We start from the raw sequence: 20,982 nt of genomic DNA, 5'->3' as shown, positions 1-20,982 counted from the left end.
ACCTGTGCGAAATTAGGGATCCAATATGAGCGGCCGTCACTTCCTGCAGATTCCAGGACCGACCAACGTGCCCGACTCAGTGCTCCGAGCCATGTCCGCAGCGACGATCGACCACCGCGGGCCGGAGTTCGCCCAGTTGGGCAAGCACGTCCTGGCAGCGCTGAAGCCCGTCTTCGGCACCACGAACCCAGTCGTGATCTACCCGGCGTCCGGCACGGGCGCGTGGGAGGCCGCGCTGGTGAACACGCTCAGCCCGGGCGACCGGGTGCTCTGTTTCGAGACCGGTCACTTCGCCACGCTCTGGCAGGAGATGGCCACCAGCCTCGGCCTCGCGGTCGACTTCGTGCCCGGCGACTGGCGGCACGGCGTGAACCCCGAGGTCGTCGCCGAAAAACTGGCGAACGACACCGGGCACACCATCAAAGCGGTGTGCGTCGTGCACAACGAGACGTCCACCGGGGTCACCAGCCGGATCGCCGACATCCGCGCGGCCGTCGATTCCGAGGGCCACCCCGCGCTGTTGCTCGTCGACACCATCTCCTCCCTGGGGTCGATCGACTACCGGCACGACGAGTGGGGCGTCGACGTCACCGTCGCCGGTTCGCAGAAAGGCCTGATGCTCCCGCCCGGCCTGAGCTTCAACGCGATCAGCGACAAGGCGCTCGAAGCGGCCAGGACCGCGAAACTGGCCAGGTCCTTCTGGGACTGGCAACCGATGCTCGCGGCCAACGAGCGCGGTGTCTTCCCGTACACCCCGGCGACGAACCTGTTGTACGGCTTGAAAGAAGCACTCCGCCTGCTGGACAAGGAAGGCCTGCCCGACGTCTTCGCCCGGCACGCCCGGCACGCGAAAGCCACCCGTGCCGCGGTGAACGCGTGGGGACTGGAAGTGCTGTGCGCCGACGAACGCGAGCACTCCGGTTCGCTGACCGCCGTCCTGGTGCCGGAGGAGGTCGACGCCGACAAGGTCAGGGCGATCGTCCTCGACCGCTACGACATGTCGCTGGGCGCCGGGCTCGGCAAGCTCGCCGGCCGGATCTTCCGGATCGGCCACCTCGGCGACTTCAACGACCTCACCCTGGCCGGGACGCTCGCCGGGGTGCAGATGGGGCTGACGCTGGCCGGGGTGCCGATCGACCCGTCGGGCATCACGGTCGCGCTGGAGCACCTCCAGGTCGCGCCATGACAGCATTTCTCGAACAGCTGGCGCGGTCGATCGAGGGGGAGGTCCGGTTCGACGACTACACCCGGCACCTCTTCTCGCGTGACGCGAGCATGTACTCGATCATGCCGCTCGGCGTGGTCTTCCCGCGCTCCAGCGAAGACGTCGCCGTGGCCGTGCGGGCGGCCGCGGCGGTGGGCGTCCCGATCGTCCCGCGCGGCGCGGGGACCAGTCTCGCCGGCCAGACCGTCGGCCCCGGCCTGGTGCTGGACTTCTCCCAGTACATGAACCGCATCCTCGAACTCGACCCGGAGGCCCGCACCGCGCGGGTCGAAGCGGGCGTGGTCCAGGACCAGCTCAACCAGGCGGCGGCGCCGCTCGGCCTGATGTTCGGGCCGGACACGTCCACCAGCAACCGGGCCACCATCGGCGGCATGATCGGCAACAACTCGGCCGGCAGCGGTTCGCTGACCTACGGGATGACCATCGATCACGTCCGCGCGCTGGACGTCGTGCTGTCCGACGGTTCGCGCGCCCGGCTGGAACCGGTGGACGAGAACGAGCGTTCTCGCCGGTCCCGTGCGTCCACCTTGGAAGGCCGGCTGTACCGGCAGCTCCCAGGACTGTTGCGGGAGAACGCCGACGCCATCGCAACGGGCTTCCCGGAGTTCTGGCGCCGGGCGTGCGGCTACCGGCTCGACCGGCTGGCCGAGAAGTTCGACCTGGCCAAGTTCGTGGTCGGCTCGGAGGGCACGCTCGTCGTCGTCACGCACGCCGAGGTCGACCTGGTGCCCAAGCCGCGCCGGACGGTCTACGCGGTCGGCCACTTCACCACGACCGCAGGCGCGATCGCCGCGACCACGGACGCGCTGAGCTGCGGACCGGCGCAGGTCGAGCTGATGGATCGGACAATCCTCGACCTGTCCCGGCAGAAGATCGAGTACGCCGGCCTCGGCGACATCCTGCACGGCGATCCGGACGCCCTGCTGTTCGTGTCCTTCAGCGGCGACGACGAGCAGGCGCTGATCGCCAACCTCGACGAGCTCACGGACCTGTGGAAACGCAACTCCCACGGCTACCACACGTTGCGTGCCGTGACACCGCGGCAGCAGACCGCGCTGCTGAAGGTGCGCAAGTCCAGCCTCGGCCTGCTGATGGCCGCCAGCGAAGGCACGAAACGCCCGCTGGCCTTCGTGGAGGACACCGCCGTCGACCCCGAGCACCTCGCCGAGTACACCACCCGGTTCAAGGCGATCCTGGACGAGCACGAGCTGAGCGCGGGTTTCTACGGGCACTGCTCGGTCGGCTGCCTGCACATCCGGCCGTTCGTCGATCTGGCTGTCCCGTCCGAGGTCAACAAGATGCGGGCGGTCGCCGAGCAGATCAAGGACCTGGTCGCCGAGTACGGCGGCGTGAACTCCAGCGAACACGGCGACGGGCTGGCGCGCAGCGAGTTCAACCGGGAGATCTTCGGCGACGAGCTCTACGAGGCGATGCGTTCGGTCAAGCACTTGTTCGACCCTGGCAACGTGATGAACCCCGGCAAGATCGTCGACGCGCCACCGATGACCGACAACCTCAGGGATTCCGCGCTCGCCCCGGCGGAACCGTTCCAGACCCGGCTGTCGTTCGAAGTGGTCGGCGGGATGCGGGACGCGGCCGACCGCTGCATGAACATCGGCCTGTGCCGCAAGAGCACCACCGGCGCGATGTGCCCGTCCTACATCGCCACCAAACAAGAGGAACACGCCACCCGCGGCCGGGCCAACGCGTTGGTCAAGGCACTGTCCGAACCGGATCCGAAGGCCGCGCTCGGTGACGGGCGGCTGCACGAGATCCTCGACCTCTGCCTGATGTGCAAGGCGTGCAAGAGCGAGTGCCCGATGAGTGTCGACATGGCGGCACTCAAGGCCGAGACGCTGTCGCACCACCACGACCAGTACGGGATCCCGTTGCGGTCCCGGATCTTCGGCGCGATCCGTGTGCTCAACCGGCTCGGCTCGGCCACCGCGCCGCTGTCCAACGTGCCGGGCCGGATCGAGTTCCTGCGCCGGATCATGCAACGAACCGCGGGGATCACCGCCGCCCGGCCGTTGCCGGTCTTCCAGCGCCGCAACCTCGTTCGCTGGTACCGCGAACGCCGCCCGTCCGGTCCGGCGCAGGTGACGTTCCTGGCCGACTCGTTCACCACGTACACCGAGCCGCACATCGGCCAGGCCGCGATCGAACTGCTCGAACGCGCGGGCTTCGCGGTCGAACTGGCCAGCGGCGGCTGCTGTGGCCGGTCGAGCTTCTCCAAGGGCCTGATCGACGACGCGAAAGCCAAAGCGGGCAAGCTGATCGCCGCACTGGCCGACGGCGACACCCCGATCGTCGGCTGCGAACCGTCCTGCCTGTTCACGTTGAAGGACGAAACCCTGGCCATGATGCCCGGCGACCCCAGGGCGCAGGGCGTGGCCGACCGCGTCAAGCAGGTGGAGGAACTGCTGTCGGACGCGATCGGTGCGGGAAAGCTCAGTCTGCGCGAGGATTCGTGGCTGGCCGGGCGCAAGATCGTCTACCACGGTCACTGCCACCAGAAAGCCGAGGTCGGCACGGCCGCGACAATGGCGCTGCTGCGCCGGATCCCCGGTGCGCGGATCGTCGAGCTGGACGCGGGCTGCTGCGGGATGGCAGGGTCGTTCGGGTTCGAAGCCGAGCACTACAGCACGTCGATGGCCGTCGGTGCGGACCGGTTGTTCCCGGCGCTGGCCGCGGAAGGAGAGGACACCGTGGTCGCAGCGACCGGCGTTTCGTGCCGTCAGCAGATCTTCCACGGCACGCGACGCGACGCGTGGCACCCGATCGAGCTCATCCGTGAGGCCGTGCGATGAGAATCGTGCGTTACGAGTTCGGCGACGTGGTCCGGTCCGGGGTCGCGGTCGGCGAGAACGTCCACGAGCAGTCCGGCGGAAGGCTGGCCGCGCCCTTGGCGGACGTGACCTTGCTGGCGCCGTGCGAGCCACAGGTGATCGTCGGCGCGGGCCGCAACTACGGTCCTGACGGTTCACCGCGGTTCTTCCTGAAGGCGCCGAATTCGGTGATCGGTCCAGGCGCGGCCGTCCGGTATCCACAGGACCTCCAACGGCTCGAGTACGAAGGCGAGCTGGCGGTGGTGATCGGCCGGACCGCGCACGAGACAGCCGAACAGTCCTATCGCGTGGATCACCTTGCGGCCAGGGGATGTCGTGCTGACCGGGACACCCGCCGGAGTCGGCCCGCTGGCCCGTGGCGACGTGGTCGGCGTCGGCATCGACGGCATCGGAACCCTCACCAACGCCATCGCGTGAAGGAGTTGCGGATATGACGGCAGTTGCCGTGATCGGGCTGGGGATCATGGGTGGCCCGATGGCCGCGAACCTGGGCAAGGCCGGATACGAGGTGATCGGTGTCCGCCGGTCCGACTCGGTCGGCCGAGCCGTGTCCCGGGCCGACGTGATCCTCACCGTGTTGCCGGACTCGCCCGACGTCGAAGCCGTCGCGTCGGGCGATGACGGCATCATCGCGAACGCCAAGCCGGGCAGCGTCTGGATCGACAGCAGCACGATCCGGCCGGACGTCAGCGTACGGCTGGCGCAAGCCGCTGCCGGTAAGGGAATCCGCGCGGTCGACGCGCCGGTGTCCGGCGGTGAGGCCGGTGCGGTCGATGCGACCCTGTCGGTCATGGTCGGCGGATCGGCCGAGGACTTCGAAGCGGCGAAACCGGTTCTCGACGTGGTGGGCAGCACGGTCGTGCACGTCGGCCCGCCGGGAGCGGGCCAGACGGTCAAGGCAGCCAACCAGCTCATCGTGGCGGGCACGATCGAGCTGGTCGCCGAGTCGATCGTGTTCCTGGAAGCGCACGGCGTCGACACGGACGCGGCAGTGCGCGTCCTCGCCGGCGGGCTGGCGGGCAACCGGATCCTCGACCGGAAAGCGGAAGGCATGCTGGCCCGTGAGTTCCAGCCGGGTTTCCGGGTCGACCTGCACCACAAGGACCTGGGCATCGTGACGTCGGCGGCACGTGGAGCAGGCGTGGCGATCCCGCTGGGCGCGGCCGTCGCCCAGCTCATGGGCGCGCTGCGTCAGCAGGGCCACGGCAGTCTCGACCACTCGGCGTTGGTGCTGCTGGTCGAGCAGCTCTCGGGGCGTGCGCGATGACAATCCTGATCGCACCGGACAAGTTCAAGGGATCGCTGACAGCGGCCCAGGTCGCCGATCACCTGGCCGCGGTGTTCGGCCGCGACCGGTCGGTGACGCTGCCGGTCGCGGACGGTGGTGACGGAACTCTGGACGCGGCGGTGTCGGCGGGTTTCCACCGTGTGCCAGTCACGGCGGAGGATCCGATCGGCCGTGAGGTGGAGACGGCGTACGCCGAACAAGATGGCGTAGCGGTAGTGGAGATGGCCGACATCTCCGGCCTCAACCGGCTGGAGAACCTCGCCCCTCGCACTGCGACGAGCTACGGAACGGGGCAGCTGATCGCCGCCGCACTGGACGCGGGCCACCGGAAGATCATCATCGGCTTGGGCGGCAGCGCCTGCACGGATGGCGGCGCGGGCCTGGTCCAAGCGCTCGGTGGCAAGCTGCACGGCGTGTCCGGACGCGGTGGAGCAGCGCTGCGCACGCTCACCGGCGTTGATCTCAGCGATCTGCACCCGCGGCTGGCAGCCGCGGAGATCCTCGTCGCGAGTGACGTGGACAACCCGCTGCTCGGCCCACGCGGAGCGGCGGCGGTCTTCGGCCCGCAGAAAGGCGCCAATCCCCAGGACGTGCAGGACCTCGAAGCCGGACTTGCCGCCTGGCACAACGCGGTCGAGGCAGCCACCGGCCGTGACGTCGCCGGCGCGCCGGGCGCGGGTGCCGCGGGCGGGGTCGGTTACGCCACCCTGTCGGTCCTCAACGGACAGTTCCGGCCCGGGATCGACCTCGTGCTCGACCTGATCGGGTTCGACAGCCTGCTGGCGGGCGCCGAACTGGTGATCACCGGCGAGGGCTCGCTGGATGAGCAGACGCTGAGCGGGAAAGCCCCGGCGGGCGTGGCCGCCCGTGCCGTCCGCGCCGGGATCCCGGTGGTGGCGGTCGCGGGACGCTGCCTGCTCACGCCGGACCAGGTGCGAGCGGCGGGATTCGCGGCTGCCTACGCCCTCATGGACCTGGAACCGGACCCGCGCCTCAGCATGGCCAACGCCGGACCGCTGCTGGAAACCGTGGCAAGGACCATCGCGGCCGATCACCTCGGCTGACTGGGTTCGGCGGCACATTCCGGCAAGGCGGGGAGTGGTGTGCGGGCCGCTTCCGGGGAAGGCTGTCCAGGACGAGCGCGAGACAACGGGACCAGCCCCGGCCCGCGTGGCTCGCGCTCGCCACGAGCATGGTGATCAGGCAGGGGAAGTCGTCCGGCATGAGGTCGCCCGCACCACACCGGCCTGCCGTGCCCTCGCCAGCATTTCGGCCAGGGGACGCAGGTGGCGGCTCGTGATCTCGGCGGTCCGGGCGCCACTGCTGATCAACGCGAGCAGGCCCGGGTGCTCGACGAACGCGGCGGTGCTCTCCGTCAGCACGTCCACCAGCGCACGACGGGGGTCGGTGTCGGCGGCGGCCCGGAGCAGCACCGGTTCCACCCGGTCGGCGAAGTAGTCCTCCAGCACCGCTGCCAGCAGGTCGTCCTTTGCCGGGAAATGCCGGAACAACGTGCGCGTGGTGACTTGCGCCTGCTGGGCGATCTTTTCGAGGGAGACCTTGTCGCCCAGGTCCTCCACGGCCGCACGGGCCGCGGTCACGATGGCGGCCCGGTTGCGCCGGGAGTCCGCTCGGCCGTGCCCGATCCTGGTCTCCGCCACCAGGTCACGCCAACACCGCGATAGATGTCATTTGACTGACATTTACGGCATGGTGGGTGCGTGGACCACGGTGCACCGGACCCGCAGCCGCTCCCACGGCACTGTTCGCACATCTACGGCCCGATGGCGGCACTGGCCGCGATCGCGGCCACCACCAGTCGCATCGGACTCGGGACCGGCGTGGTGCTGGTCAACCAGCACCACCCGATCACCCTGGCCGAACAGGTCGCGAGCATCGACCGGATCTCCGGCGGCCGGTTCGAGCCCGGTGCCGGTCCGGGCTCGAACGCCGAGGAGATGGCCAGCCACGGCGTCGATCCCACCCGGCCGATCGCCCGGATGCTGGAGCACATCGCGGCCATGCGGGAGATCTGGACCAAGGACGAACCGGAGTTGCCCGGCGAGTTCGTCGACTTCGACCCGATCTGGTCATGGCCCAAACCCGTCCGCCGCCCGCCGGTGCTGATCGCGGGCGTCGGGCGCGGGACGTCCGGTGAACGTCACCCTGCACGGCGCGAACCCGGAAGCCCTTGAGTCCGATGAGCAAGCAGGAGTGGACCGCGTCCTGTTCGAACTCACCGACCACGAGAACCCCGACGACGCCCTGCGCGAACTGGACCGCGTCGCACACCACTGATGTCAGTCACGGAAGAAGTTCGGCCGCACGGTCGTACCGTCGTAGGCCTGGTGGTAGACAGGCGTCGCTGAACCGGCCATCGGCGGCACGATCCAGCTCCAGTCCGCGTGGACAGCGTTGCCGTTGCGGCGCTGGGTCTGGACGTACCGGTGGAACTGGTCGGCCATCGTGTGGTGGTCCAGCATCCGGACACCGGCCGCCTCGAACGAGGTCAGCACCGCCACGTTCAGTTCCACCAGCGCGCGGTCCTTCCACAGTGTCCGGTCGTGGTCCACCGGCAGGCCGAGTTTCCTGGCGACAGTGGGCAGGAGGTTGTACCGGTCGGTGTCACCGAAGTTGCGGGCGCCGATCTCGGTGCTGACGTACCAGCCGCTGAACGGCGCCGCCGGGTACGTGACGCCGCCGATCTCCATGCGCATGTCCGAGACCGTCGGGTAGGCGTACCACCGCAGTCCCAGATCCGCGAACCACGGGTAGCCGGGGTGTGTGATCAGCACGTCCGGCGACACTTCCGGCGGCATCACGTGACACGTCAACCGGCCCTGGCTGTCGCACAGCAGAACCGGAAGGCGGTCGAACGCGCCGCCGCACCCTTGCCACCCCATGCTTCGCAGTCGTGCCGTGAGCCCGGTGTTCGACGGGTCACCGACGACCGTGCCGTCCGGCTGGACGTAGCCCGCGTACCTGACCAGCTGGTGGCTGATGATCCTCGGTCCTTGGGTCAACGGCGTGTCCTGGGCGAAGATCGTGATCAACGGCCGGATCTGGCCGTCGTTGTACGACCAGCGGAGCTGGTCGACGAGCGCGGCGCTGATGCTGCTCGGATCGCTCAGGTCCCGGCAGTCCCTTACGGTGAGGGTGCGCCAGTGGAGCTTGCCGATGCAGCGGGTGTGGTTGCGCCAGGCCAGTTTCGCACCGAACTCCAGTTCCTCACGGGTGTGCCGGTAGGTTCCGGTCCCGGCCAGTTCGTGCTGGACCTGGCGCCAGCGCTCTTGGTGCCGCTGCCTGTCCCACGCCAGTTCTCTCGAACAGGAGTCGAGGAACACCTCCGCTTCGTCGCGTGCGGCGGAGATGGTGGTCGCGATGTTGCGCACAGGGACCTCCCGGTAGGGCACCCGGCGTGGGGCGATGGCTGGAACAGTCCCGATTATGGAGAGGTTCTGGTCATTGGACAGGGACGAAGATGGCCTAGGCCATTGACCTCCCATGTATGACAGTCCATGACCGGCTGGCCGCTGATCTCGACGGCACCGTGGCGGAGTTGCTCCAGCAGGACGGGCCTGTCCTCGACTGGAGGACCACTTCCAGCGGTGGCTGGGTTTCTCCGACGCCACGGTCCTCGAACCGTTGCGTACCTTGTTCCGCCGCGCTGTGGTGGAGTTCGCCACTGACTCCCGGCTCGACGAACTGGCCGTGGGACTGGTGCCGGACTAACCGGCCGGGTCGACCTCGTACGTGGGTCGCCGATCAGTTCACCGCGCGCTCGGTCAGCACGATGCTGGGGCTGCCGGAGTTCGACGCGACGGACGGCGTGACGCTGCTGGCCTACCTCGGGCTCGACCGATACGACGAAACCTTTGTGGCCAAGGCGGAACAGGCGCTCGGCAGGCTTCGCGACCGGTTCGAGCACGGTTATCTCCCGCGCGCCGAAGGCCCGCTGCCCTGGGCGTTCCGGCACGCGCTCGGCGCAGGCGCGGATCCAGCCGACCTGCTGGCGGTCTTCACCCAAGTGCTCACCGGTGGTTTCGAACCCACGAAGGCCGTTCTCGTCGAAGGACTGTGCAGGTGCTGCGATCCCTTGCAGCTCAAGGTGTTCAACGCCGACCCGGCGGGATGTGCCGACGAACTGGCGCGGCTGGCCAGTCCGTTCCACTACGCCCCACGCACAGCGTCAAGCAGCGTCGTGGTGGCGGGGACGACTGTGCCCGCGGGTGCCCGGGTGGCGCTGGTTCTGGCCGCGGCCAACCGTGACCCCGTGCGGTTCCCGCGTCCGCACGAGGTCGATCCGGCCCGGCCGCGCCGCCAGCACGTGGCTTTCGGCTGGGGCGGCGCATCTGTCTGGGAGCGCGTCTCGCCGAACGGGTGGCATGACCAGAGCGGGTGTTTGTATTCACGGGCGAGCGCCAGGTGAATCAACGGTGATGTGTCACCCCGTTTCCGCAGGCGTATCAGCTAGGCGCGGTCCTCGGCGTGCCGCAGGTACCGCTCGGCCGACCTGGCCACGACGTCCTTCGCGCCGGACTTCACGACGAAATCCCACCAGGCGCCGTAGATCGAGTCGTAGTCGTACGGCTCCAGCAGATCCAGCGCGCGACGCACCACACTGGGCCGCTCGGGGATGTAGTTCGGGTAGCTGTACATGAAACTGACCCAGTCGCGGCCCGGCGTCACCTGCAGGATGTCGCCGGTGAACAGGGCGCGGGCGTCCCGGTCGTGCAGCACGGTGCCGCCCGCGAAGTGGACGCCCAGGTTCAGCAGCGTCAGCCCGTTGCCGAGGTCCTTGCTGTCGCCGTCCCAGAACACGATCGACCCATCCGGCCGCGGTACCCACTGGCGGTCGTTCTCGTGCAGGTACACCGGGACGTCGAGAGCGTGCGCCCAGTCGACCATCGTGCTGTAGTAGTGCGGGTGGCTGATCGCGATGGCGGCGACATCGCCGTGCGAGCGGACCTGCTCGACCATGGCGTCGTCGACGTAGGTCACGCAGTCCCACAGGACGTTGCCGCCGGGGCGCTGGATCAGCAGCGCCCGCTGGCCGATGGCGAACCCGGGATCGCAGCCGACCCCGAGGACGTCGGGGCCCTCGGCGACGTACTTCGCTGTGCGGCCCGACTCCCACAGCTCCGCCAGCGTGGTCCAGCTCTGGCCCTGGCGTGCGACGTACTGGCGTTCGTCTTCGCAGACCGGGCAGTCGGGACGCGGTGCGGCATACTGCAGGCCGCAAGCGCGGCAGATGGGCAGATCGGTTGAGAATGTCACGCCGCGACACTAATGGAGATCCCGAAAGATCTGTCGCAAGGCAGACGCACGGGATCACCCCGTCCCCATAGCTTCGGGCACATGTGGAAACCGATCATCGCGGCGGTTCTCAGCCTGACCGGCACCACCGCCGCGCCGAACTCCCCGCTGTGGCAGGACTGCGGCGACGGTCTGCAGTGCGCGCAGGTGACCGTTCCCGCCGACTGGGCCCGGCCCGGCGGCGCGAAGATCACGCTGGGGCTGGCGAGACTGCCCGCCCGCGACCCCTCGGCGAAACAGGGCTCGCTGGTGGTCAACCTGGGTGGGCCGGGCGAGCAGATCGCCGCGTTGCCGTACCTCAAGACACAGCTGGGGGACCTGACCCAGTGGTTCGACGTGGTCATGTTCGACCCGCGTGGCTTCGGCCGGAGCACCCCGGTCACGTGCCCGGCCCGCTCGCCCCAGGAAGCCGAGTACGTCTTCGGCACCGAGGACCGGTATGACCGGTATGTCCGAGCGAACCGCGAGTTCGGCACGAAGTGCACCGCGGCTGCCGGGGCGCTCGCCGGCAACCTGAACTCGTGGCAGGTCGCCAGGGACATGGACGCGATCAGGTCGGCCATCGGCGAGCCGCGGCTGAACTACTACGGCAACTCGTACGGGACCATGTTCGCCCAGGCCTACGCCGAGTACTTCCCGCACAAAGCCGGCCGGATGTACCTGGACAGCGTGATCGACCACACCGACCGGTCGATCCGCGACTGGCTGGTCCCCAAGGCCGAGACCGACGAACGCAACCTGCGGCGGTTCGCCGGCTGGTGTGCCACGGACCCGGGCTGCGCCCTGCACGGCAGGGACGTGCTGCAGGTCTGGGACGAGGTGCTCGCCCGCGCGCCGATCCCGGCCGCGTCCGGCGGCACGGTGAGCGCGACGAGGATCGTGTCCCGGTCGTTCGTCAGCTACCGGCCGGACTGGCCGGGCCTGGCCGAGTCGCTGAAACAGGCCCACGCCGGGGACGCCACCAGGTTCACCGTCGACGTGGGCGCCCGCGACCCTGACCTGTCCCGGATCATGTTCTGCGCCGACTTCCCGTACCCGGCGGACTACCGCGCGGTCCGGGCACTGGAGTCCGAGATGCGCGAGCTGGCGCCGCGGATCGGCTGGCGCCAGGCCTGGCCGATGGCCAACCACTGCGCCGGCCTGCCGCCGGCCCGGACCTTCCCGCAGCACCCGTTCCGGGCGCACATCCCGGCGCTCGTGGTGAACGGCGACTACGACTCGACCACGCCACCGGCGTACGGCCGCCGCGTCACCGCCCACCTGAAAGGTGCCCGCTACCTGCAAGTTCCCGCTGGTCACGCGGTCTACCTGACCGGCAACCCGTGTGTCCGCGGGTACGTGCACAAGTACCTGACGACTGGCGAACTGCCCGCGGCGGGAACGGTCTGTCCGGAACACTGACGTGGTGTATGTGCTGCTGAGTGTGGCGGTCTGCCTGCCGCTGGTGTTCGTACGCAGGCTGCCGCTGTCGATGGCGATCCTGTCCGCGACCGTCGCCATGGCGGGGACCGGGTACGACCTCCACTGGCCCGGACGGCTGGTGGCGGTGGCGGGGTTCTGCCTCGCCGCCTTCCACCGGCCCCGGCTGGCGCCCGTGCTGGTCGCGTCGCTGACGTGGACATTCGTGTTCGGGCTGATGACCGGCTCACCGGCCGGGGTCCTCCCGGTCACCGACGTGGTGATCATGGGTGTGGCACCGATCGGGGTCGGCTACGGCGTCCGCCTGCAGCGGGAACTGACCCGGCTGCGGATCGCCGAGCACCGCGCGCAGCTGGCCAGGGACGTGCACGACAGCGTCGGCCACCACCTGACGGCGATCAAGATGCAGGCGGTCGCGGCCCGACGCGTCCCGGCGGCGGCCGACCGGACACTGTCGACGATCGCGGAACTGTCCACGACGGCGCTGAGCGAGGTACGGGACTTCGTGCGGGACGTCCGGATGGACATCCCCGGCCTCGCGGACCGCCTTTCCGGGCCGGACCTGCGGATCACCACGTCCGGCTCGACGACGGGCCTGCCGCCGTCGGTCGGGCAGACGGCGTACCGGATCGTGCAGGAAGCGCTGACCAACGCGGTCCGGCACTCCAGCGCGACCCGGATCCACGTACGACTGCGGCAAGAGCACGAAAACCTGGCCGTCCTGGTGACCGACAACGGCACAGCACCGGCCGCGTTCGCCGAGGGCAACGGCATCCGGGGCATCCGCGAACGCGTCGGCCTGCTCGGCGGGAAGATCCACATAGGACCGACGAGGCACGGGTGGAAGGTCGAGGCGAGCCTGCCGGTGGCCCGGTGGTGATCCGTGTCCTGATCGCCGACGACCAGCCCGAAGTCCGCGACGCCCTGCACACGATCCTGTCGGCGGAGCCGGACATCGCGGTGGTCGCGGAGGCGGCGAACGGCGCGCAAGCCGTGACCATGGCGATGGACCACCGGCCGGACGTGGTGATCATGGACGTCAGAATGCCGTTCCTGGACGGGATATCGGCGATCACGGCGTTGGCGGGCATCTGCCGTGTGCTGACACTGACCACGTTCGACCTGGACGACTACCTGTTCGGCGCACTGCGCGCCGGGGCAGCGGGCTTCCTGCTCAAGGACAGCGACCCGGCGCTGCTGCTCGACGCGATCCGAGCCGTCCACAGAGGCCACGGCCTGATCGATCCCCAGGTGACCGGGCGGCTGATCGGCCGGTTCGCCGAACTCGCACCCCACCCGGCGACGACGGAACTGGACAGCCTGACGGACAGGGAAAGCGAAGTCCTCAGACACGTGGCCCACGGCCTCACCAACGCGGAGATAGCCCGTCGCCTCACCATCGGCGAAGGAACGGTGAAGACCCACGTCGCTCGCATCCTCGGCAAACTCGGCCTGCGCACCCGGGTGCACATCGTGATCTACGCCTACGAACACGGCCTGACGTCAGCTGAAAGCCGCACCGAACAGCCGTAGAGCGGGGTTGTCCTTGGTGCGGAGGGCATGCGTTCCCGAACACCACGTCACGCCGTCCGTGGTTCGCCACGTGACCGGCAACCAGAAATGGGGCGCCTCGATCAGTTCGACAGCGAGGGCCTCTTGGGATTGTGTGGCTCCGACGGAGGTGAGAGCAGCGGCGATGATGCGCGGGGCTGTGGCGGGAGTCTCGGTGTCGCCGAGGGACGGGAGCAGGAACAGCATGCGTTCGGCGGGGCTCAGCACCGGATCGGGTTGCAGCGAAGTGGCCGTCAGCTCAGCCCAGGACATGCCGGGGCCACGGAAATGCCCGTCGAGATTGGCGAAGTGCACGGCGTTGCCGCCGTCGGCCGGGTCCAGCAGGTATTCGACACTCGGGTCATCCGGGAGGTTGTTCAGCACGATCCGTACGCGGTGGCCGTCCCCGACCGGGATGGTGAAAACCGGCCACCGGCTCTCGTCGGTCAGCACGCTGTCCAGCGCGCTCGAGTCTGCGGGATCGATGTCGAACGCGTCGAACGGGGAGTTCGTGGCGTTGACGAACGCGAGGAAGAACGGCCAGAACGCCGGATCGTCGACGATGTCCATCCGGTCGACCAGTGTTTCGGCCGGTACCGGCGGCCGGAAGGCGTCCAAATAGCCGAGGATCCGCATAGTCGACCATGATCCACGACCAGGCGCACGTGCTCAATGCCAGGCACCCGCGCCTTCAGCGAATCGCGTCGCGCAGCTGAGCCCGGGTGGTCACGCCCAAGGCGGGAAAGCCTTGTACAGGTGGAATCCGACTGTGCGGTGTGACAGGTACAGGCGGTCGCCGATCTCCTTGTTCGTCAAGCCCTCGGCGGCCAGTCGCACGATCTGCTGCCGCTGCTGCGAGAGCGTGTCCAGTGCACTCCGCTTGCCTGGGTTGACCGCGACACCGGCCGCGCGTGGTTCGGTTCGTGCCCGTTCGGTCCACGGATCGGCGCCCAGCCGTTCGAAACTGGTGGGCGCTGCGAGCAGGTTCGTCCGTGCTTCCGCGATGCGGCGCTTGCGGCGCAGCCACGATCGGGTTCACATCGTGCGCTGTGTGGAATCGTGCCGCGGAAGCGAGGTCGGCGATCCCGTAGTAGGACCAGTGGTAGTGGACCGGCGCGCCGGCCGAGTCGAACAGTCCCCGCAGGTGCCGGTACGCGGTCTGCGGATCGCCTTCGGCGAGCGAGGCCATCCCGAGCGCCCAGCGTCCGTGCCCTGCCGAGAGTTGGCCCGCCTGTGCGCCGGCATGCCCAACGTGTCGAGCAGACTCGGGTCACTGTGCGGAATCTCGGTCGCGGCCCGGAGCCGGGCGACGACCTCCGCCCTGTCCGAGCAGGGGTTGACCACCGCGTGCACGAGCGACAGGTCGCCGGTGTCCGCGAAGGCCGCGGTCACGAGGGAGTGTCGCGTCGCCTCGATGAGTTCGGTGACGTGTGTGGCGAACGTCCGCTCGATGAGTTCGGTGAGCGGCAGGTCCCCTCGTCGCACGGTGCCGTCCCGCGCCACGGCTTTGGCCAGCTCGCCCAGCGCCAGCGGGTTGCCCGCGGCCTCCGCGAGGATCCGGCGGCGGACGGAGCCGGTCGGCGGGGCCGGTTGCAGGTCGAGCACGCGTTCCGCGTCCGCCGGGGCCAGGGGCTGGACGACGTGCTGGGGCAACCGGTGGTGGATCCGCGGCGGCAGGAGCGTGCCCCGGGCGGCCACCAGCAGCGCGATCGGCTCGCCCTCCAGCCTGCGGGCGAGGAACGCGAGCACGTCACACGTGCCGGTGTCGAGCCATCGGGCGTCGGCGGCGACCAGCAGCAGCGGACCCGTGTCGGCGACGTCCGACAGCAGCGTCAGCACCGCCATGCTGATGGCCGTCTTGTCCGGCTGTCCGAGGTCGGCCCCGATGCCGAACGCGTTGCGCAAGGCCGCTCGTTGCCTGCCCGGGCAGCGCATCCGCCTGCCGCGGACCGGGAGCAGGAGCTGGTGCAGACCAGCGAACGGCAGGTCGGTCTCCGCCTCGCTGCCGCACACGGTCAGCACCCGTACACCTTCTTCGCGAGCACGGTCCACTGCGGCGTCGATCAGCGCGGTCTTGCCGATTCCCGGGTCGCCTGGTCGCGCCGAAGCCTGTGCGACCAGGAGGGAAAGGCGGTTGGAGCGTGTTCGGCGGGAGCAGGCGGCCCGGCTTGGAGCCGGTGATCCCGAAAGCGCTCGCACCCGGGTTCGGCGCGAACGCCGCGACGTAGACCAGCCCCTTGACCCTCGGCTGGTCGACCCTGACGTTGCTGATCACCATGCCGCCGTACGAGTGCCCGACGAGCAGGACCGGACCAGGCAAAGTGGACACGACACTGCCGATGTAACCGGCGTCGGCACGCACACCGCAACGGGTCGGTGGCGCGATCACGTTGTAGCCGCGCCGCTCCAACCGCTCGATCACACCGTTCCACCCGGACGAGTCGGCGAACGCGCCGTGCACCACCACGATGGTCGGCTTGACGCCGTGTGTGACAGCCACCTCCTGGGTCGGGAGCCGCCGCCACGGGGCTGATCATGGCGGTGACGCCGATCAGCGCAGCGAGCACAACGAATGGTTTGCAACGCACTACCCGCCAAGCTGGAGTCCGGACAGGTACGCCGGAAGTGTGCATCCGGGAAACCGGTGCTCCGATGAGTCATGTGACTGGTCGGCTGTCACACGGGTCACAAGTCACCAGTCCGGCGCCGAACTGGAGCGTCCGACGGCCCCATTTCGGTGCGAAGGGATACCCACATCTCGCGTGCGGAAACCTCGGGTTGCTCGCTGCACGGGCCTGAACCGGGTACGCATCCGTCTACGAGTGCGCTTCGGCGGGCACAACCTGCTGACCAGCACACCGACGAGCGCAGCCGGCCGAATCCGTCCAGAAAGGATCTTGGAGAAAACTCCGGCCGATCACCATCCGCGACCGGACCGGTGACGAATGGCTGGCATGGACCACGACCACGCCCCCAGTCCCAGCCGCGGCAAACTCCGCGTCCACAAGGCGATCCTGGTCGGCCTGCTCGCGGTCCTCGCCGCGCTGGCGGCCGGGCACCTCGTCGCCGGTGTGCTGAACCCGAACGCGTCACCCTTCTACGCGGTCGGCAACACAGCGATCGACCTGACGCCCGCGCCGCTCAAGGACTTCGCCGTCCGCAACTTCGGGACCAACGACAAGCTGGTCCTGCTCGGCGGTATGGCGGTGGTGCTGGTGCTGTTCGGCGCAGCCGCCGGGCTCGTTTCACGGCGCCGGCCGCTGCCCGGTGTGGCCCTCGCGGCCGCACTGGGCGTCGTGGGAATCGTGGCCGTGCTCACAAGGCCGGACACCGACTTCGTCGACGTCCTCGCGCCGGTCGCCAGTTTGCTGGTCGGCGCAACCGTTTTCCTCTGGCTGCACAACCTCGCGTCCCGGACGACCGAGGTGAGCGAGCAGGGAATGAACCGGCGGCAGTTCATGTACACCAGTGCCGGTGTGGCAGTGGGTGTCGGTGTGGCCGGTGTGGGCGGGCAGTTGCTGGCCGACAACGTCGACATCGAGGGGTCCCGCTCGGCCGTCGGTGATCTCGTCCCGGCGACCAGGGCGCCCGCGATCCCGGCCGGAGCCGACTTCCCCCAGCTGGGCACACCGAGGTTCATCACGTCCAACCGGGACTTCTACCGGATCGACACGCTGCTCAACGTGCCCCGGCTGCGCGCCGAGGACTACGTGCTGCGGATCCACGGCGCCGTCGACCGGGAAGTGATGCTGCGCTTCGAGGACATCCGGCGGATGCGCCTGGTCGAGCAGACGATCACGATGACCTGTGTGTCCAATGAGGTCGGTGGGCCGTACGTGTCGACCTCGAACTTCATCGGTGTGCCGCTGAAGGACGTGCTGGCCGAAGCGGGTGTGAAACCGGGCGCTGAGCAGCTGTTCTCCACCAGCGTGGACGGGTGGACGTGTGGCACGCCGGTCGCGGACGTGCTGGACAGGGGACTGCTGGCAATCGGGATGAACGGCGAACCGCTGCCCGCTGAGCACGGCTTCCCCGCGCGGATGGTGGTGCCGGGGTTGTACGGGTTCGTGTCGGCCACCAAATGGGTGGTGGACATGGAGTTCAACAAGTTCGCCGACAAGCAGTCCTACTGGCTCAAGCGAAACTGGGGCCAGAAAGCCCCGATCAAGACCCAGTCGCGCATCGACGTGCCGGCCGGACTGTCGACGGTCAAACCGGGGAAGATCACCGTCGCCGGTATCGCGTGGGCGCAACCGCGGGGCGTCGCGAAGGTCGAAGTTCGCGCTGACCAGGGCGAATGGGTGACCGCGCGGCTGGCAACCGAGGTGAACACCAGCACCTGGCGGATGTGGCAGGTGGACATCGAACTCGGGCCGGGCGTGCACACCGTGGAATGCCGTGCGACGGACAAAGCGGGGTACACCCAGACCGATCAACGTGTCGCGCCCATTCCCGACGGTGCGACCGGGTGGCACTCCACCACGTTCACCGTCCAGAACTGATACACGATCGGGTGACGGGGAGAAATGTTCCCGCACCGCCAATCCGGGTTCACCTCGACGCCGAATACGGTGCAGAGCTTCGAAAATCCCCAAGGAGATCACATCATGCGCTTGCCACGTTCAGCCGCTGCGGTCATCGGTGGCGTCGCCCTGATGACCATGGCCGCGTGCGGATCCAGCGACACCGCGTCCTCAGGCAACCAGCCCTCGCAGGCACCGCCCACTTCTGCCGCGATGGCCGCCCAGTTCGGTCCGGCGTGTGGCGCTGTGCCCAAGGACGGCCCCGGTAGCTTCGACGGAATGGCGAAGGACCCGGTCGCGACCGCCGCGTCGAACAACCCGGTTCTGTCCACTCTGGTCACCGCCGTGAAGCAGGCAGGCCTGGTCGACACGCTCAACAGCGCCAAGGACATCACGGTGTTCGCCCCGACCAACGAGGCGTTCGCCAAGATCCCCAAGGCCGACCTGGACAAGGTGCTGGCCGACAAGGAGATGCTGACCAAGGTCCTGACCCACCACGTGGTCGGCAAGACCGTCAGCCCCACCGACCTCGCCTCGGGCACCTTCGACACACTGGCCAAGGACTCGATCACCACCTCCGGCAGCGGCGAGTCGTACAAGGTCGGCGACGCCAACGTGGTCTGCGGCAACGTCAAGACCGGCAACGCCACCGTCTACCTCGTCGACAGCGTGCTGATGCCCGCCGAGCAGTTCGGTGCGGCCTGTGCGTCGATCCCGAAGGACGGCCCCGGTAGCTTCCAGGGCATGGCCATGGACCCGGTCGCGACCGCCGCGTCCAACAACCCGGCGCTGTCCACTCTGGTCACCGCGGTCAAGCAGGCCGGTCTGGTCGACACGCTCAACGGTCTGAAGGGCGTCACCGTGTTCGCGCCGAGCAACGAGGCGTTCGCCAAGCTGCCCAAGGCCGACCTGGACAAGGTGCTGGCCGACAAGGCACTGCTGACCAAGGTCCTGACCTACCACGTCGTGCCGAAGACGGTCACCACCGCCGACCTGGCCGCCGGTAGCTTCGACACCGTCGAGAAGGGCAAGCTGACCACCTCGGGCAGCGGGCAGGACTTCACCATCGGCACCGGCGGCGCCAAGGTCGTCTGCGGCAACGTCAAGACCGCCAACGCCACCGTCTACATCATCGACTCGGTTCTGATGCCGCCTGCCGCGTAAGCAAGGCGCACCTGAACGACTGCCGTCGCACCACCACTTGACCCCTGGTGCGGCGGCAGTCACCTGTGTTTGGGATTGCTGGGTCCGCTCTCGTGGTGCAGGCGGTCGAGACTGGTCACGACGTAGGTGTGATCGCGGCCCGGTTGCACGCCGGTATCGTCGAACGACTGGACGATGCCGGCTTTCGCGCGGGCGACGGTCACCAGGTGCGTGGCGTCGGCCAAGTCGCAGGCCGCCGTCCCGTCGAACCGGTACACGGCGAAGTACGCGGTACGCGGGTCGGAAACCCAATCCAGGCGGACACCGGCGTCGCTTCTGCGCGCGCTGACGAGGATCGGGTGATGCGGCGCTTTGCCGCCGCGCTGATCCATCACGGGGATCATCGCCGGACGCGTGTAGTGCTGGGCTTGAAGGACGTCCATGTGCGCCAGTCGATTGGCGCGGACGTCCTTGGCGGAGAAGAACACATCACCCCGCACCTGCGGGTGGGACCGGTTGAACGTCAGGTGTTCGGACAACTCTGCCGGATCGTTCCACGCCGGTGACTGGGCCGACACGCCCACCTTGTGGTTGGCCTGGCCGATGTAGAGGTGCACCGGTGTGCCGTCTGCTTGGGACGACCACCAGGCGACCACCTTGGCGTAGTCGGCCGCCGGGAACCCGATGTTCCAGTAGACCTGCGGTGCGACGTAGTCGATCCACCGCTCCCGCACCCATTTGCGGGTGTCCGCGGCGAGGTCGTCGTACGTCTGCACGCCCGCGGTGGTGTCCGATCCGGCCGGATCGGTGCCCTTGTTGCGCCACACGGCGAACGGGCTGATCCCGAACTTCACCCACGGCTTGGCCCGGTGGATCCGGGTGGACAGCTCGGCGACCAGGAGGTCGATGGTGGCGCGCCGCCAGTCCGCCTTGACCGGGAACGCGGAACCGTACCGCTGGTAGGTCGCTTCGTCGTCGAACTGCTGACCAGCGACCGGGTACGGGTAGAAGTAGTCGTCGAAGTGCACGCCGTCGATGTCGTAGCGCTGCACGGCGTCCATGATCGCGTCCTCGGCGAACCGCCGGACCTCGGGGATTCCCGGGTTGTAGTAGAGCTTCCCACCGTACGGGACGACCCAGTCCGGATGCGTGCGCGCCGGGTGGTCGGGTCGCAACCGGCTCGGGTCGGCGTGCACCGCCACCCGGTACGGGTTGAACCACGCGTGCAGTTCCAGGCCGCGCCGGTGCGCCTCCGCCACGGCGAACGCCAGCGGGTCGTACCCGGGATCCTGCCCCTGGACGCCGGTCAGCCACTCCGACCACGGTTCGAACGGAGACGGCCAGAAAGCGTCCGCGGTCGGCCGCACCTGCAGCACGACTGTGTTCAACCGGCGCGAGACCGCCCCGTCGAACCAGCCGACCAGCTCCGCGCGTTGTTCGGTGGCCGTCAGCCCCGGTCGTGACGGCCAGTCGATGTTGGCGACGGAAGCGATCCACTCGGCCCGCACCTGCCGTTTCGGCACTTTCTGCGACGACTGCGCCGAACACGGTGCTGGTGCGGCCACAGCGGGCCCGACCGGCCCGAGTAACGCTCCGGTGAGCACGAGGACCGCAGCGAGAAGTCCGGGTCGCTTCATGGTCAGAGTCTGCCGTAGCGACGGCATCGCT

20 protein-coding genes and 2 pseudogenes are annotated in these 20,982 nt (G+C 68.8%); 14 read left to right on the top strand and 8 right to left on the bottom strand.

The window, feature by feature from the left end; genetic code table 11:
- Positions 1-25: 25 nt before the first annotated feature.
- The 6 genes and pseudogenes from AOZ06_RS46875 to AOZ06_RS46860 all read left to right on the top strand — a co-directional run bounded on the left by AOZ06_RS46875 (position 26) and on the right by AOZ06_RS46860 (position 6,426).
- Complete coding sequence (locus AOZ06_RS46875; RefSeq protein ID WP_054295283.1) at positions 26-1,186, top strand: pyridoxal-phosphate-dependent aminotransferase family protein; 1,161 nt, start codon at positions 26-28, stop codon at positions 1,184-1,186.
- Positions 1,183-4,035, top strand: a complete 2,853-nt coding sequence (locus AOZ06_RS46870; RefSeq protein WP_054295282.1) for an FAD-binding and (Fe-S)-binding domain-containing protein — start codon at positions 1,183-1,185, stop codon at positions 4,033-4,035. Before AOZ06_RS46875 ends, AOZ06_RS46870 begins: the two co-directional genes overlap by 4 nt.
- Positions 4,032-4,292 (top strand): annotated as a pseudogene (locus AOZ06_RS62415) (DUF2437 domain-containing protein); the annotation flags it as partial. The gene AOZ06_RS46870 and the pseudogene AOZ06_RS62415, both read left to right, overlap by 4 nt.
- A gap of 97 nt (positions 4,293-4,389) precedes the next feature.
- Entirely contained in the window at positions 4,390-4,491 is a 102-nt protein-coding gene (locus tag AOZ06_RS61000) for a fumarylacetoacetate hydrolase family protein (RefSeq protein WP_236951962.1), read from the top strand.
- Between the two features lie 13 nt (positions 4,492-4,504).
- Complete coding sequence (locus tag AOZ06_RS46865) at positions 4,505-5,341, top strand: NAD(P)-dependent oxidoreductase (protein ID WP_054295281.1); 837 nt, start codon at positions 4,505-4,507, stop codon at positions 5,339-5,341.
- Positions 5,338-6,426 (top strand): glycerate kinase, encoded by a 1,089-nt coding sequence (locus AOZ06_RS46860; protein ID WP_054295280.1) that lies wholly within the window; start codon positions 5,338-5,340, stop codon positions 6,424-6,426. Before AOZ06_RS46865 ends, AOZ06_RS46860 begins: the two co-directional genes overlap by 4 nt.
- A gap of 135 nt (positions 6,427-6,561) precedes the next feature.
- Here AOZ06_RS46860 and AOZ06_RS46855 read toward each other — a convergent pair whose 3' ends face one another.
- Positions 6,562-7,023 (bottom strand): TetR/AcrR family transcriptional regulator, encoded by a 462-nt coding sequence (locus AOZ06_RS46855; protein WP_054295279.1) that lies wholly within the window; start codon positions 7,021-7,023, stop codon positions 6,562-6,564.
- A gap of 60 nt (positions 7,024-7,083) precedes the next feature.
- Here AOZ06_RS46855 and AOZ06_RS46850 point away from each other — a divergent pair, with 60 nt between their 5' ends.
- Entirely contained in the window at positions 7,084-7,557 is a 474-nt protein-coding gene (locus AOZ06_RS46850) for an LLM class flavin-dependent oxidoreductase (RefSeq protein WP_054295278.1), read from the top strand.
- Positions 7,517-7,660: a hypothetical protein gene (locus AOZ06_RS57415; RefSeq protein WP_157233627.1), complete on the top strand. Its 144-nt coding sequence runs from the start codon at positions 7,517-7,519 to the stop codon at positions 7,658-7,660. Before AOZ06_RS46850 ends, AOZ06_RS57415 begins: the two co-directional genes overlap by 41 nt.
- A gap of 2 nt (positions 7,661-7,662) precedes the next feature.
- Here the strand turns inward: AOZ06_RS57415 and AOZ06_RS46845 are convergent, their stop codons facing one another.
- Positions 7,663-8,754: a nitric oxide synthase oxygenase gene (locus AOZ06_RS46845; RefSeq protein ID WP_169799084.1), complete on the bottom strand. Its 1,092-nt coding sequence runs from the start codon at positions 8,752-8,754 to the stop codon at positions 7,663-7,665.
- Positions 8,755-9,155: 401 nt separating this feature from the next.
- Here AOZ06_RS46845 and AOZ06_RS46840 point away from each other — a divergent pair, with 401 nt between their 5' ends.
- The gene (locus AOZ06_RS46840; protein ID WP_054295276.1) at positions 9,156-9,791 is read left to right on the top strand and encodes a cytochrome P450; all 636 of its coding nucleotides are present in this window, start codon (positions 9,156-9,158) and stop codon (positions 9,789-9,791) included.
- Between the two features lie 41 nt (positions 9,792-9,832).
- Here AOZ06_RS46840 and AOZ06_RS46835 read toward each other — a convergent pair whose 3' ends face one another.
- A complete protein-coding gene (locus tag AOZ06_RS46835; RefSeq protein ID WP_054295275.1) occupies positions 9,833-10,639 on the bottom strand; it encodes an MBL fold metallo-hydrolase in 807 nt (268 codons plus the stop codon).
- Between the two features lie 81 nt (positions 10,640-10,720).
- Between AOZ06_RS46835 and AOZ06_RS46830 the strand changes: the two genes are divergently transcribed.
- From AOZ06_RS46830 to AOZ06_RS46820, 3 genes are read left to right on the top strand one after another with little or no spacing between them, the layout of a single operon-like run.
- Positions 10,721-12,079 carry an alpha/beta hydrolase gene (locus tag AOZ06_RS46830; protein ID WP_054295274.1) on the top strand — a complete coding sequence of 453 codons (1,359 nt, stop codon included), beginning with the start codon at positions 10,721-10,723 and terminating at the stop codon, positions 12,077-12,079.
- A gap of 10 nt (positions 12,080-12,089) precedes the next feature.
- Complete coding sequence (locus AOZ06_RS46825) at positions 12,090-12,977, top strand: sensor histidine kinase (protein WP_157233625.1); 888 nt, start codon at positions 12,090-12,092, stop codon at positions 12,975-12,977.
- A complete protein-coding gene (locus tag AOZ06_RS46820; protein WP_054295272.1) occupies positions 12,971-13,630 on the top strand; it encodes a response regulator in 660 nt (219 codons plus the stop codon). Before AOZ06_RS46825 ends, AOZ06_RS46820 begins: the two co-directional genes overlap by 7 nt.
- Here the strand turns inward: AOZ06_RS46820 and AOZ06_RS46815 are convergent.
- The 4 genes and pseudogenes from AOZ06_RS46815 to AOZ06_RS62410 all read right to left on the bottom strand — a co-directional run.
- On the bottom strand, positions 13,601-14,284 hold the full coding sequence (locus tag AOZ06_RS46815; protein ID WP_054295271.1) for a hypothetical protein: 684 nt from the start codon (positions 14,282-14,284) through the stop codon (positions 13,601-13,603). The two genes, AOZ06_RS46820 and AOZ06_RS46815, sit on opposite strands and share 30 nt — an antisense overlap.
- A gap of 90 nt (positions 14,285-14,374) precedes the next feature.
- Positions 14,375-14,485: a helix-turn-helix domain-containing protein gene (locus AOZ06_RS60995; protein WP_236951961.1), complete on the bottom strand. Its 111-nt coding sequence runs from the start codon at positions 14,483-14,485 to the stop codon at positions 14,375-14,377.
- Between the two features lie 198 nt (positions 14,486-14,683).
- On the bottom strand, positions 14,684-15,847 hold the full coding sequence (locus tag AOZ06_RS59440; protein WP_218921895.1) for an AAA family ATPase: 1,164 nt from the start codon (positions 15,845-15,847) through the stop codon (positions 14,684-14,686).
- Positions 15,753-16,070: pseudogene (locus tag AOZ06_RS62410) on the bottom strand (alpha/beta hydrolase); the annotation flags it as partial. The pseudogene AOZ06_RS62410 and the gene AOZ06_RS59440, both read right to left, overlap by 95 nt.
- Before the next feature lie 532 nt (positions 16,071-16,602).
- Here AOZ06_RS62410 and AOZ06_RS46805 point away from each other — a divergent pair.
- Positions 16,603-18,150 (top strand): molybdopterin-dependent oxidoreductase, encoded by a 1,548-nt coding sequence (locus AOZ06_RS46805; RefSeq protein WP_157233933.1) that lies wholly within the window; start codon positions 16,603-16,605, stop codon positions 18,148-18,150.
- Between the two features lie 105 nt (positions 18,151-18,255).
- The gene (locus AOZ06_RS60990) at positions 18,256-19,335 is read left to right on the top strand and encodes a fasciclin domain-containing protein (RefSeq protein WP_063810235.1); all 1,080 of its coding nucleotides are present in this window, start codon (positions 18,256-18,258) and stop codon (positions 19,333-19,335) included.
- Between the two features lie 59 nt (positions 19,336-19,394).
- Here AOZ06_RS60990 and AOZ06_RS46790 read toward each other — a convergent pair whose 3' ends face one another.
- Positions 19,395-20,951, bottom strand: coding sequence for a glycoside hydrolase family 10-like protein (locus AOZ06_RS46790; RefSeq protein WP_157233624.1), 1,557 nt, complete (start codon positions 20,949-20,951; stop codon positions 19,395-19,397).
- Positions 20,952-20,982 lie beyond the last annotated feature (31 nt).

This window comes from Kibdelosporangium phytohabitans (assembly GCF_001302585.1).
Taxonomy (GTDB): Bacteria; Actinomycetota; Actinomycetes; order Mycobacteriales; family Pseudonocardiaceae; genus Kibdelosporangium; species Kibdelosporangium phytohabitans.
This window is presented reverse-complemented; position numbering and strand designations above follow the sequence as displayed.